The sequence below is a fragment of the Nostoc sp. TCL240-02 genome (genome assembly GCF_013343235.1).
In the GTDB taxonomy this organism is placed as follows: Bacteria; Cyanobacteriota; Cyanobacteriia; order Cyanobacteriales; family Nostocaceae; genus Nostoc.
Map to the genome: position 1 here is coordinate 3515768 of NZ_CP040094.1, position 12678 is coordinate 3528445.

15 protein-coding genes are annotated in these 12678 nt (G+C 42.3%); 10 read left to right on the plus strand and 5 right to left on the minus strand.

The genetic code is table 11. The features are described 5' to 3' along the window. The first annotated feature begins 84 nt into the window (after positions 1 to 84). The 8 genes from cysE (at position 85) to FBB35_RS15115 (ending at position 4980) form a co-directional block, all read left to right on the plus strand. Positions 85 to 825, plus strand: coding sequence for a serine O-acetyltransferase (cysE, locus tag FBB35_RS15080; RefSeq protein ID WP_174710336.1), 741 nt, complete (start codon positions 85 to 87; stop codon positions 823 to 825). A 105-nt stretch (positions 826 to 930) separates the two neighbouring features. Further along, a complete protein-coding gene (locus FBB35_RS15085; protein ID WP_174710337.1) occupies positions 931 to 1155 on the plus strand; it encodes an Asr1405/Asl0597 family protein in 225 nt (74 codons plus the stop codon). Positions 1156 to 1439: 284 nt separating this feature from the next. Beyond that, entirely contained in the window at positions 1440 to 1637 is a 198-nt protein-coding gene (locus FBB35_RS15090) for a DUF2949 domain-containing protein (RefSeq protein ID WP_174710338.1), read from the plus strand. A 371-nt stretch (positions 1638 to 2008) separates the two neighbouring features. Further along, positions 2009 to 3142 carry a homocitrate synthase gene (gene nifV, locus FBB35_RS15095; RefSeq protein ID WP_174710339.1) on the plus strand — a complete coding sequence of 378 codons (1134 nt, stop codon included), beginning with the start codon at positions 2009 to 2011 and terminating at the stop codon, positions 3140 to 3142. Continuing rightward, a complete protein-coding gene (locus FBB35_RS15100; RefSeq protein ID WP_012407236.1) occupies positions 3129 to 3416 on the plus strand; it encodes a nitrogen fixation protein NifZ in 288 nt (95 codons plus the stop codon). Before nifV ends, FBB35_RS15100 begins: the two co-directional genes overlap by 14 nt. Next, positions 3391 to 3594, plus strand: coding sequence for a putative nitrogen fixation protein NifT (nifT, locus tag FBB35_RS15105; protein ID WP_174710340.1), 204 nt, complete (start codon positions 3391 to 3393; stop codon positions 3592 to 3594). Before FBB35_RS15100 ends, nifT begins: the two co-directional genes overlap by 26 nt. 131 nt (positions 3595 to 3725) lie before the next feature. After that, complete coding sequence (locus FBB35_RS15110) at positions 3726 to 4268, plus strand: (2Fe-2S) ferredoxin domain-containing protein (RefSeq protein WP_174710341.1); 543 nt, start codon at positions 3726 to 3728, stop codon at positions 4266 to 4268. 136 nt (positions 4269 to 4404) lie between these two features. Then, the gene (locus tag FBB35_RS15115; RefSeq protein WP_174710342.1) at positions 4405 to 4980 is read left to right on the plus strand and encodes a Uma2 family endonuclease; all 576 of its coding nucleotides are present in this window, start codon (positions 4405 to 4407) and stop codon (positions 4978 to 4980) included. A gap of 237 nt (positions 4981 to 5217) precedes the next feature. Here the strand turns inward: FBB35_RS15115 and FBB35_RS15120 are convergent, their stop codons facing one another. Next, entirely contained in the window at positions 5218 to 6147 is a 930-nt protein-coding gene (locus tag FBB35_RS15120; protein ID WP_174710343.1) for a PEP-CTERM sorting domain-containing protein, read from the minus strand. Between the two features lie 499 nt (positions 6148 to 6646). After that, the gene (locus FBB35_RS15125; RefSeq protein ID WP_174710344.1) at positions 6647 to 8029 is read right to left on the minus strand and encodes a 1-acyl-sn-glycerol-3-phosphate acyltransferase; all 1383 of its coding nucleotides are present in this window, start codon (positions 8027 to 8029) and stop codon (positions 6647 to 6649) included. Positions 8030 to 8179: 150 nt separating this feature from the next. Between FBB35_RS15125 and FBB35_RS15130 the strand changes: the two genes are divergently transcribed. Together FBB35_RS15130 and FBB35_RS15135 are read left to right on the plus strand one after the other, a co-directional pair. After that, entirely contained in the window at positions 8180 to 9991 is a 1812-nt protein-coding gene (locus FBB35_RS15130; RefSeq protein ID WP_174710345.1) for a proline--tRNA ligase, read from the plus strand. A gap of 327 nt (positions 9992 to 10318) precedes the next feature. Continuing rightward, entirely contained in the window at positions 10319 to 10930 is a 612-nt protein-coding gene (locus FBB35_RS15135) for a GerMN domain-containing protein (RefSeq protein ID WP_174710346.1), read from the plus strand. A gap of 36 nt (positions 10931 to 10966) precedes the next feature. Here FBB35_RS15135 and FBB35_RS15140 read toward each other — a convergent pair whose 3' ends face one another. The 3 genes from FBB35_RS15140 to efp all read right to left on the minus strand — a co-directional run bounded on the left by FBB35_RS15140 (position 10967) and on the right by efp (position 12614). Further along, positions 10967 to 11314: a metalloregulator ArsR/SmtB family transcription factor gene (locus FBB35_RS15140; protein WP_012407243.1), complete on the minus strand. Its 348-nt coding sequence runs from the start codon at positions 11312 to 11314 to the stop codon at positions 10967 to 10969. A 75-nt stretch (positions 11315 to 11389) separates the two neighbouring features. After that, positions 11390 to 11947 carry an acetyl-CoA carboxylase biotin carboxyl carrier protein gene (gene accB / locus FBB35_RS15145; protein ID WP_174710347.1) on the minus strand — a complete coding sequence of 186 codons (558 nt, stop codon included), beginning with the start codon at positions 11945 to 11947 and terminating at the stop codon, positions 11390 to 11392. Positions 11948 to 12056: 109 nt separating this feature from the next. After that, positions 12057 to 12614, minus strand: coding sequence for an elongation factor P (gene efp, locus FBB35_RS15150; RefSeq protein ID WP_114083704.1), 558 nt, complete (start codon positions 12612 to 12614; stop codon positions 12057 to 12059). Positions 12615 to 12678: the final 64 nt, after the last annotated feature.

Here is a 12678-nt window from a genome sequence, read left to right on the forward strand (position 1 = left end):
GCATTGGGTTTGCTATCGAGTTAGAAGTCACCTGATATAAGCATAAAAATAGCAGATGAATCTTTTACCAGATAGACATTACCGATGCAACAGTCTTTAGACAGTATTAGCGATCCCCCCAGTACCAAAATGCAGGATTCTGCACATAGATCCATGCTGAAAAATTTACTCTCAGGCGTTTTTTTTGAGCCATTATTGAGTGATTTTCGCATTATTTTTGAGCGCGATCCCGCAGCACGGAATTGGCTAGAGGTGGTGTTTTGCTACCCCGGATTGCACGCACTCTGTTTGCATCGTCTTGCTCACTGGTTACATGGTCGAGGAGTGGGTTTTATCCCCCGTTTCATTTCCCACTTGGGGAGATTTTTGACGGGAATTGAAATTCACCCAGGTGCAGAGATTGGTCAGGGCGTGTTTATCGACCACGGAATGGGTGTTGTCATTGGCGAAACAGCGATCGTCGGTGACTACACACTGATTTACCAGGGCGTTACCCTTGGCGGAACTGGTAAAGAAACTGGTAAGCGTCATCCCACAGTGGGCAAAAATGCAGTGATTGGGGCGGGTGCGAAAGTTTTGGGTAATCTGCAAATTGGCGATCGCGTCCGTATTGGTGCAGGTTCCATTGTCTTGCGGGATATCCCCAATGATTGCACAGTTGTGGGCGTTCCCGGTCGAATTATTTCCCGAAATCAAAACGCCAGCCTTTCTCCTTTAGAACATGGAAAGCTACCCGATATGGAAGCAACCGTGATTCGTTCTTTGCTCTCGCGCGTTGAGCAATTAGAAAAACAACTGCAAACTCTAGGCGTTAAGAGTCATTAGTCATTGGTCATTAGCAAAGGACAAAGGACAACTGACAACTGACAAATACTTCTCTAACGAGAGGCTATGCCAACGACTCCGCTCAGTACAAGGGACAAAGGACAAATGACAAATCACGTTTTGCAGATACCTCTAGGCGATCGCTGGCGAATTTATCACCGACTACAAGAGTTAAAAATTCAGAGTTGCTGTCCCCCTGATGGTTCTTTACGAGTGCAAGTGAACAATTTACTGGAAGCAATTCTAATTCGCAGTACAGTTATGCAACTTCTTGGTTCTCGTCAGGAATTATTAGAATGGCTAGAGCGTTGCTGGCATTACAGAGATTAATCGCGTCTATTAATCTTGAATTCAGGACGAAATCGCTGCACTTTATCCCTTTTGTTCATAGATGCACAAAGCTCAAATAGGTTTAGAGTTTGAAGCTACTGTATGCTTGCAGAATTTATTGCAGACTGAGATGGATTAGATGGGATTTAGATTTTATTTATTCTAGTAAATCTAAATTTTTCCTGACAAATAGCAACAATTAAAAAGGCGAAATTCCTAAATATAAATTGGGATTTCTAATTTTTAAGTTTTTCCCAAATTAGAAATTGAAAGTTCAATCATTTATGGCGACTCGGAATAGAGATATAAGACTCCTCACTTTTTTGCACAACGAACTTGAACTTTCAAATGCCGATATTGCTGTAGCTCTGCGACACCGTGAATTAGAAAATGGGCCACTACCGATGCTCCTCTGGCAGTATGGTTTAGTTGATTTGGAGCAGCTAGGAAAGATTTTTGATTGGCTAGCAGAACACAGTTAGCGAATTTGTATCCTGTAGCTCCCAGTCCCATTACCTGCCGAAAGTACACACTAATGCTCTAGAAAATATGAGGTTACTAAGATGATTACATCCTTAATTGCTGGTTTCTGTGTTTTACTTTGTTCAGGATTTGCTAATAGTTATATTAGTTCATTGCTACTCGAACAGAAATCAACTGACATCGGTAAAAACGATTTGTAATTTATACATTGTTTTAGTTCCCTGTCATACAGATGTGATGCTGCTAATAGGTCAATAATTAAGGATCATGTATCCTACATTATGAATTGTGATATTTTTAGCATTTGCCATCGCTGGGGATTGTAGAGAGAAAGGATATTAAGAATACTTCCAAGAGAGGGATATTTGCAATGAATCAAATCATAATTAATGACACTACACTACGTGATGGCGAACAGGCAGCAGGTGTTGCTTTTACCCTAGAAGAAAAGGTTGCGATCGCTAAGTTTCTTGATTCCATTGGTATTCCCGAATTAGAAGTGGGTATCCCAGCAATGGGTGATGAAGAAACCCGGGCGATCGCCGCAATTTCTGACTTGGGTTTACAAGCAAAACTCCTCGGCTGGAACCGCGCTGTTATCTCAGATATTAAGGCTTCTATTGCTTGCGGACTGAACCGGGTGCATATCGCCATTCCCGTCTCTGGTATCCAAATCGCCGCTAAATTCCACGGTCAATGGCGAGTCAGTTTGCAAAAACTCAAAGACTGTATCAGCTTCGCCGTCGATCAAGGTCTTTGGGTAGCAGTCGGCGGAGAAGATTCTTCCAGGGCTGATGAAAACTTCCTCTTAGATGTAGCGCTTTATGCCCAAGAATGGGGTGCATCCCGGTTCCGCTTCTGCGACACCGTAGGAGTTCTCGATCCTTTCACCACCTACACCAAGGTTAAACGGCTGGTTTCAGCTTTGATGATTCCCCTAGAAATCCACACCCACAATGATTTTGGGATGGCAACAGCCAACGCTCTTGCGGGTATCAAAGCCGGAGCCTTATCAGTGAATACCACAGTCAATGGATTAGGTGAAAGAGCGGGAAATGCAGCTTTAGAAGAAGTTGTCATGGCGATTAAACGCATCTACGGCGTTGATTTGGGCATTGACACACCCGGTTTGCTGGAACTGTCTCAACTAGTTGCAGCCGCATCAGGAGCTAGCGTACCACCTTGGAAAGCGATCGTTGGCGAAAATACCTTTGCTCACGAATCTGGCATCCATGCTCACGGGGTATTGCAGAATCCCATTACCTACGAACCATTTGCCCCCGAAGAGGTGGGTTGGGAACGGCGTTTAGTATTAGGTAAACATTCTGGACGGCATTTGGTTTCAAACTTGCTAGAACAGCATGGAATTTTCTTGAACTCCCAAGAAACCCAATCTGTTTTAGACGCAGTGCGCCATCAATCGGTACAGAAAAAACGCAGCCTGACGACAGAAGAACTATTGAATTTGGTCAGAGAACAGAGGTACTCTCATGCAACGCGATGAATTAGAGCTAAACTTGCCACCTGCTTTTGAAATTGGTGAAAAAGTCAGAGTTCGGAAACTGCTCAAGAACGATGGTACTTTCCCTGGTAAAGAAGTCGGGCAAGTTTTAGTGAACAAAGGAGATATCGGCTACATAGCCAGTATAGGAACATATTTGCAGACTTCCTATATATATGCTGTGCATTTCTTGGAAACAGGATTCGTCGTCGGCTGTAAGAAAAAAGAACTAGAATCTGTTGAGGAATCTCATGAAAGTAATGCTACGCATGAATGATGCCGGTACTTTAGTAGTCTACGTTGCTAAAAAAGACCTTGAAGAAGAAGTAGTCAGACAAACTGATGGAAATGATGGCAAGATTCTCACCCTAGCAAATGGTTGGGAATTGGAATTTCGTGATTTGCCAGACACAGCAAATTTACCTCAAACAGTAGAAGCTAAACGCCTCGCGTAATGGTTCTGGGGACTGGGGATTGGGGACTGGGGACTGGGGAATAAATATTTAGCAATACTTTTCCAATTCTCAATTCTCAATTCCCAATTCCCAATTCCCAATTCCCAATCCCCAATAACTTTTTATCAATCATGGGTGACAAACATTTGACGTTATCAGAATTGAACCTTGAGGGACAGTTACTAGGTTTTGTTGGTGGTGAATCTGGAAAATATAAATACTTGCAATTGGCAATTCCATCTGGAAATGTGGAAGTTAAACTGTCTAAAGAGTTGCGCCGTTCTCTAAGTTCATCCTTAGTTCCTGGTCAGCAAGTTCGCGTTTGTGGTTATAGTAAGATAGATTCGCGTACAAGTGAAATTAAAATTAAAGCCTATCAAGTAACACCAATTAATGGGTGTCCAAAGCAAGATTTACCACCTCAAATCAAAGCGAGGATTATGGTATGTCAAAAGGGCGGTTGTCTGAAACGTGGTGGGAAAGGGTTATTATCAGAGTTAGAAAAAACTTTGTGCGATCGCGGTTTGTTAGACAAAGTTACCATTGAACATACTAGCTGCCAAAAATGCTGTAGCAGCGCTCCCAACTGTGTTTTACACCTTGGTAAAAAGAAATACAAGAATATTCATCCTGACGCGATCGCATCTTTACTAGAAAGTCACTTAACAGAGTAATAATATTCTCTAGCTATTCTTCAAATAATACGCAAGTTTGTAGGGGTAAAACTTTTACCCCTATTTGTTGTTGGTATCGTCTGTGTAGCTCCCTTGTCTATTAAGATAAAAATAACTCTGCATTCTCGTAGTTGTTATGAGCCTTACCACTGCTAAACGCTTTACTATAGCTGAATATCACCGTCTAGCTGAACTCGGCTTCTTTGAGGAAGATGAGCGAGTTGAACTAATTAAGGGTGAAATAATTCAGATGGCAGCAAAAGGTACACCGCACTCTGTTTGTGAAACACGCCTAGAGAGAGAATTATATAAGCTAGTAGGTGATCGCGCAACCCTGCGAGGACAACAACCAATTACTTTGTCTAATAACAGTGAGCCTGAACCAGATAGAGTAATTGCAAAAAATAGAGATGATGACTATCTAGCGAATCATCCCAGCCCATCTGATATTTTACTCTTAATTGAGATTGCCGATTCATCCTTAAAATATGACCAAGAGGAAAAGCTACCTATTTATGCCGAAGCAGGTATTTCTGATTATTGGATATTTAATTTAGTAGATAATTATCTAGAGTGCTATGGCGAACCTTATCAAGGTTTACAAGGTAAATTTGGTTATCGTCGCAAGTTGATTTATCTGCCAAATGAATTAGTTAATCTGCCCTGTCTACCTGATTTAGTTGTGGATTTATCTAAGGTATTTCCAGGTTAAAATATAAAACGCGATCGCTCAACTTTATTATCGTGAGTAGACGCGCTATATTACCCTATATGATGGTGTTTAAAAAAAATAAATGCCCTGACTAAAAAGTAAAGGCATTTAACTTTATTTATTATGTAATGGCTAAATCTACACAGTTTGGGATACTTTTCACTTAAGCTTTATCCAAAATGGCATTACTCACTGAAGATAAATCAAGCCTTATTGCAAATAGTCCCCACCCAATGGCTACGCTAATTTCTTGCGCCGTTTGCTGCCAACTAGTGCCAGACCGACAATTCCTAAACCAGCAAGACTAGCAGGCTCAGGAGTGGGTTGGACAATACCAGATTTCTTAAATTCAAATGCAATGGTTTGTGTACCATTGAATTTGTTGGCATCATAACCAGTAGTTAGCAACTGCTGCGTTATATCACCCTGCGCTAAGAACGAGATTCCATTTAGGTAATTTCCAGAGTCGATGACATTGAGATTAAATGTTTTGTCCTTGCCATTATTGGTAAAGTAACTACTAGTCAAATCACCATAACCAACAACACCACCACCTTGTTGTACCTGAGTTTCGTAAGAAATCCATCCATCTCCTGCCAAACCACCATATCCAACACTGTAGCCCTCTTTGCTATCAGCAACTGTCTTTGCTTGAACACCACTATAAACACCTAGTTGTTGTACCCCTGAAGCATTAACTGAGGAGAAATGAATACCAAACAAATCCCCACTGCTCATAGCATTTTCAAAGGTCTTACCAGCCATATTGAAGAACAAATCACCATATCCAATCTGACCGCCCGCAGCACCCTGTTCAGCCTCTCCTGTTAACTTCATATTGCCATTGATTGCCACAATAACGCTGGTAGCAGTTTCTTTGATAGCCATACCAGAGATATCGTAGGGATTTACTTTCCCTGGCGCAGCACCAACCCAGTAATTTCCGTTCATCCCATCTGTGTTTGAATCAAATGCATACTGCCAGCCATTAGCATCGGTGGAGTTTTGACCCATGAGAAGACCAGCTGTGTCATTCATACACTCCAAAGATATGCTAAATGCTGTTCCCTTTAAGTCGGAGGCATACGCTCCTTGACCAGCCACAAAGAAAATTCCAAAAGTAGCAATACCAACCTTCAGTAAATTGAATAGTTTTTGAGTTTTCATTATTTATAACTTGATTTAGAGAATCACAACTTCCTGGACTTATTTATTTGTAATTTGAATTACAAAAACATAAAAGCGTGATTCTTCTGAAAATATAATTTGGATAACTTAACGATAGTTTTATAAAACTCAAATAACAAATGACATATTTAGATAAGATTGCTTTTATCTAACCGATTGTTTGAAAGCAGAAATTGAAGCAAAGCCAGGCAGGTCTAGTAGCCTACAGTTTTTTACATGCATTGTACTTAGACAGTTTTGAAAAACTTTTGGGTTTGTGTAAGCTTAATAAACCATACTCCGTCAGTATCTACGTACAGAGCATTTAAATGTGCGATCGCTAAAAGTTTTTTGTCTGCTCTGATTTGGATGAACACTTGGGCATTTACATTGCACTCTTGCTAGTCAAGAAAGTTAAAAGCCAGAGATCAAAATCAATAAGCCTCCTGATGGCTGACACCTTTATTTTGGTTCCTAGCTAAAGATGCCACCCTCTGAATCAAATCAATCCTTCCAATGCGTGTTGCAAATCATTAGTAACATCAGCAACAGCTTGTCTAGCAGACAACCGATTTTCCTGATATGTCGGGTAACGCTCAGAAATAGATATGGGTTCACCCACATTAATTTTGACTTTTTGCTTACCCAATTGTGGACGTTGTATACCTTTAGCGCCTTTGATTTTAGTAATCATTTGCCATAAAATTAAAGTCGTTTCAGCAAACCTTTCTACGGTCGGTTTCTCACGAATATAATTACCAGAAACTGCGACAAAACTTTCTACTAAACGCATGTGCCACATCCGCGCATTCGCTTCTTCTGCAACGCGACCGCCTAAAGCTCTTTCGACAGCAGATACTCCTTTTGCATCCTTAAAATCTTCTCTAAATATATAATTCCACCCTGCTTGTTCTACTCGCCGACATCGATCACTTAATGTACCTTTTGACTGCAAATCAAAATACTGTTCTGATATTAGTAACGCTGCATTCAACAAAGCTTGCAAACGAACTGCTAGCGCTTCATTTCTATCTTCAATTTCTCCTACTACTGTTTTGATATCTGGCAGCTTGAGATGATAAAATCGCGTGTAAAATTTTTCCATCAGCGAAAGTAAATGTTCTGCTAAAGTCAACAACCGAGGATAAAGCGATTCTATAGAAGCATTTTCTGCCGAATTTACAGGTAAACCACTAGCTGCTTCCAATTCAGTTAAAAGATTGGCGATCGCATCCCAAGGAGCATCAACGTAACTATATTTAATCCCAACTGGTACAATTAGAACCTGTTCGGGGCGTTCAGCTTTGTGTAAATCTTCAGCACACCAAAAGCCTAATTGGGCGATACCAGGTTCCAGGGGGCTGATATTCTCCGATAAACCATTGGTTGCACCCTCTGGCGCAGCCGCCATCGGGAATTTCCCATTGGCGAACAAGTCACGCGCCGAACGTAATCCCGTCCAGTCAGCCTTACCTCGCTGAATCGGAGTCCCACCTAAACGAGAAGCAATCCAACCAACGTAGGAACCTGCCCAGAGAGGAATGCCGCGATCGTAGATAAAATGAGCGTGAATTGGAAGTTGTAGTGTTGTGTCCTGCGATCGCGCTATCTTTGGTACAAGTTGAGACAACAAGTAGGCCAAACAAAACGGATCGTCTGTTTTCGGATGGCGAAATGCCAGCATAAAACGGATCTTACCCTCCTGAAACTGGCGATAGAGATCCACTAGAACCTCTACGTTGTCTGCTTCAATTTGGGTAATAGATGTTTGCCAGTTTATCCAACTGGGTAGCAACAGATGGACAACTCGTAGAAATAAGGGGTTAAACGCCGGAGGAATAAATTCTAAGGGTGGCTGTGCTTGATAAATTACATCTGCCAAGGTATTTTTCTCCTGAAGTTACGATAAAAAAGGGCGGAAGGCTATAAGTAAAAATGAAAAATAAATAACGCTGTGTACTTTGTACTTCATCCTTAATACTTCATACTTTAGTTGACATAGAAATTAGTGATTCTGGAAAGGGAATAAACGATGCGACTTTCACAAATGTTATTCGTTACACTGCGGGATGATCCAGCTGATGCTGAGATTCCCAGCCATAAATTATTACTCCGTGCAGGTTACATTCGTCGCATCGGTAGTGGTATCTATGCTTATCTGCCGCTAATGTGGCGGGTACTGCAAAAAGTTTCCCAGATTGTGCGGGAAGAAATGAACGCTACAGGCGCACAAGAATGTCTGTTACCACAATTACAACCTGCGGAATTATGGAAGGAATCGGGACGCTGGGACACTTACACCAAAGCTGAGGGAATTATGTTTTCCCTAATTGACCGCCGCGAGCAACAATTAGGATTAGGCCCAACTCATGAGGAAGTAATTACAGCGATCGCTCGTGATATGATTCGCTCGTATCGTCAACTACCTCTACATCTCTACCAAATTCAAACCAAGTTCCGCGATGAAATTCGTCCCCGCTTTGGTTTGATGCGTGGACGAGAATTTATCATGAAAGACGGCTACTCGTTCCATGCCGATGAAGCCAGCCTCAAAGAAACTTACCAGGATATGTATAAAGCCTACAGCAATATGCTACGGCGTTCTGGTTTAGCTTTTCGGGCAGTAGAAGCTGATTCTGGTGCAATTGGTGGTTCTGGTTCCACAGAATTTATGATTTTAGCGGAAGCTGGGGAAGACGAAGTTCTCTACACTGAGGATGGCAAATACGCCGCTAACGTAGAAAAGGCTGTTTCTTTACCAATTGACGCGGAAAGCTCACGGTTTACAACCTACGAAAAACGCGATACACCTGGAACAGAAACGATTGAAAAGGTCTGCCAACTCCTCAACTGTTCTCCTACTCAATTGGTGAAAAATGTCCTTTATCAGACAGTTTATGATAATGGTATAACGGTGTTGGTTTTGGTAAATATCCGAGGCGATCAGGAAGTTAATGAAGTCAAGTTGCAAAATGAACTGACTAAATTAGCTTCTGAATATGGCGCTAAAACTATTATTAGTTTGAATGTACCAAATGTAGAAGCCCAGCAAACATGGACAGCGAAATCTCTACCTTTAGGCTACATTGCGCCAGACATTGCAGATGAGTATATTGCTGCTAATAAACAGATTCATCCCAAGTTTTTGCGCTTAGTGGATCAAACAGCCGTTGATTTAAAAAACTTTGTTACAGGCGCGAATGAAGCTGGTTATCACGTAGTTGGTGCTAATTGGGGTGAGCAATTTAAGTTACCACGAGTAGTAGATATTCGTAAGGCAAGACCAGGCGATCGCGCCATCCATAACCCAGAACAAACCTTACAAAGCGCCCGTGGAATTGAAGCCGGTCATATATTCCAATTAGGCACTAAATATTCCCAAGCGATGGGAGCAACTTATACAAATGAACAGGGTGAAGAAAAGCCGCTATTTATGGGTTGTTTTGGTGTGGGTGTGTCGCGGTTAGCACAAGCTGCCGTAGAGCAATTTTACGATAAAGATGGGATTATTTGGCCAGTTGCGATCGCACCCTACCACGCGATTGTGACAATTCCCAACATTAAGGATGCTCAACAAGTCGAAATCGCCCAAAAACTTTACACAGAACTCAATCAAGCCGGAATTGAAACTTTACTAGATGACCGCGACGAACGGGCGGGAGTGAAATTTAAAGATGCTGACTTGATTGGTATCCCATATAGGATTGTAACCGGGCGGGCGATCACTAATGGCAAAGTCGAAGTTGTAGAAAGAGCCACCCGTAAATCTCAAGAAATAGTCATTAATGAAGTTACCACTACACTCCAACAATGGATTACCGCCGCAATTAATGTAAATAATTAAACACTAAAACTTCCGCAGAGGAATAAATACTTTACTTTGTGTTCCTCTGCGTTTTCCAGCCTGCGGCAAGCTGCAAAAGCATCTACGACTGAATTGTAAATTTAATCATCTCCAAAAAGAATGAAATTTACATAATTTGGTAGGTGACGGATTAGAAATATAAATTCTAAAATTGAAAAAGAGACTTGCGAAATTAAAAATAATCGCCTTTTGAGGCATAAAGTCTCCTCCAGGTTTCGGGAAACTCTCTACTTGTAAGTATCGTCTTTAACCAGGCTGCTCCTCACATAACTACCATATCAGCCCTCAGTCAGGAAGGTTTTGAACATGAAAGACCAACAAGGATCTAATCGCATTTCTTCAGGCGCAATTGCAGCCGTTTCAGCAGTGGTTGTAGCGGTGGGTGGCGGTGTGGCTTGGTTTACTACACACTCCAGCAATCCTCCCACACCATCAAACCCCTCTGGGCCTATCGCTCAACCAGCACAGCCATCAACTAGGCAGCCAGCTAATGAGCAAAGCCCTAATGTTTATTGGCTCAGACCAAAAGATAAAAGTGTTGCTTTGGTTCCCCAACCGGTTAAAGTCGCTTCTATACGAGCCAGCCAGCCTTTAGAAGCAGCTTTCCAAAGTTTGTTGGCAGGGCCGACAGAAGGAACAGATTCCACAACTATCCCCAAAGGAACTAAGCTGTTGGGACTGAAATCAGAAAATGACGAAGTTCACGTTAATTTATCTGAAGATTTTACCAGTGGTGGTGGTAGCACATCAATGATGGGTCGCGTCGGACAAGTTGTTTATACCGCGACAAGTTTAAATCCTAAAGCCAAGGTTTACATTGACGTGAACGGCAAACCATTGGATGTTTTAGGTGGTGAAGGCGTAGAGTTACAACAACCACTAACTCGTGAAAGCTTTGAGAAAAATTATCAGCTTTAGTTATTGGTCATTAGCAAAGGACAAAGGACAAAAGACCTAACGTTTGCTATTTAACACACGAAAATTACGGGCTTGCTCCTCTAACCTTGTGGCCAGGCGATCGCAAACCCGATTACACAAATCAAAAATCATTTCATCTTCCACCCGGTAATAGGCGCAAGTTCCTTCACTGCGGCGGCTAAGGATACCTGCTTGCCACATTACCTTCAGGTGTTTTGACACATTTGCCTGAGAAGTCTGTGTTGCCTCTACCAACTCTTGCACGCATTTTTCTTCATCCCGTAATAAGTGGAGCAGCCGCAAGCGCATCGGCTCACTTAACAGGCTGAAGTATTCAGCTACTTGTTGCACCACTTCTGGCGGTAAAGGCAACGTTTGTTTCATCAGGATTAACCCGCAAGGACTGAAGTTTTAACGATGACTCATTTTAGATGACTCATTTGATATATAGATTAATACTTAATCGGGGTTAATTCGCATCAAAGGTTGACCATATTCTACAGCGTCACCATTTTGGAGAAGAATTTCCATCACCTGTCCAGAGACTTCGGCTTCGATTTCATTCATCAGCTTCATGGCCTCAATGATACAGACGGTTTGACCCTTGCGGATGCGATCGCCAACTTCCACAAATGCCGCTTCCCCAGGCGCAGGAGCACGATAAAACGTTCCCACCATTGGGGAAGGCACTTCCACTAATCTCTGATCGATGATTGAGGGAGCATTTACTGACAACTGCAATTGTGTGCTAGTACCAGTATTCTCAAACACGCGAGATGTGGACACCTCCGTTACCTGACTCGCGTTCACCTGGTTTCCCCCAGATGAACCCGATGTCAAGCCAGAACCTACCACACCGCCGAAGGTTCCTTGACCTACCGACAACATCTGATTGCTGACGCTCACAGCCTTACGGACTGTTAGTTCAAAATCATCGCTTTTGAGCGTGACTTCTGCAATATCTGTTTGTGCGATCGTTGCCAATAGTTGGCGGATTTCATTAAAGTCCAATGGCACAGTTTTTATTACCTCGACCTATCCGTAAATTAGCATCTTAAGTGTGGCAGGGATTAAATCCTTATATAGGGATTTCAATCGTGAACAAGCATCTCCATAGAGATGAAAGTTATTCCCTGCTGATATATTTATCTTCCTGGGTATCAACTTTGATTCGTTCTCCTTGAGAAATAAACAAAGGAACCATCACAATTGCACCAGTTTCCAAAGTTGCTGGTTTTGAGCCACCGGTAGCAGTGTCACCTTTTAAGCCTGGATCTGTTTGTACAATTTCCAGAACCACAGATTTAGGCAATTCTACTCCCAGCACCTGGTCGCCCCACTTAATAACTTCAGCTTCCATACCTTCCTTCAGGTATTTGACGCGATCGCCAATTTGTGCGCGGGTCAATCTGCCTTCTTCATAGGTTTCCATATCCATAAAGACGAACTCATCGCCCTCTTTATAGGTATGCTGCATCGTACTTTTTTCTAGGGTGGCTTGGGGCACTGTTTCCCCAGCTCGGAACGTTTTTTCCATCACGCTCCCACTCTGGACATTTTTTAACTTAGTTCGGACAAAGGCAGAACCTTTACCTGGCTTGACGTGTAGGAATTCAAGCACTCGCCATACAGACCCATCCAATACAATTGAAACACCGGGTCGAAAGTCGTTACTGGAGATCATGAAACTTTCAAATTTTGGAAGACAATCGGCATTTATTGTACCCTTCTAGAGTCGTCATTGGGCA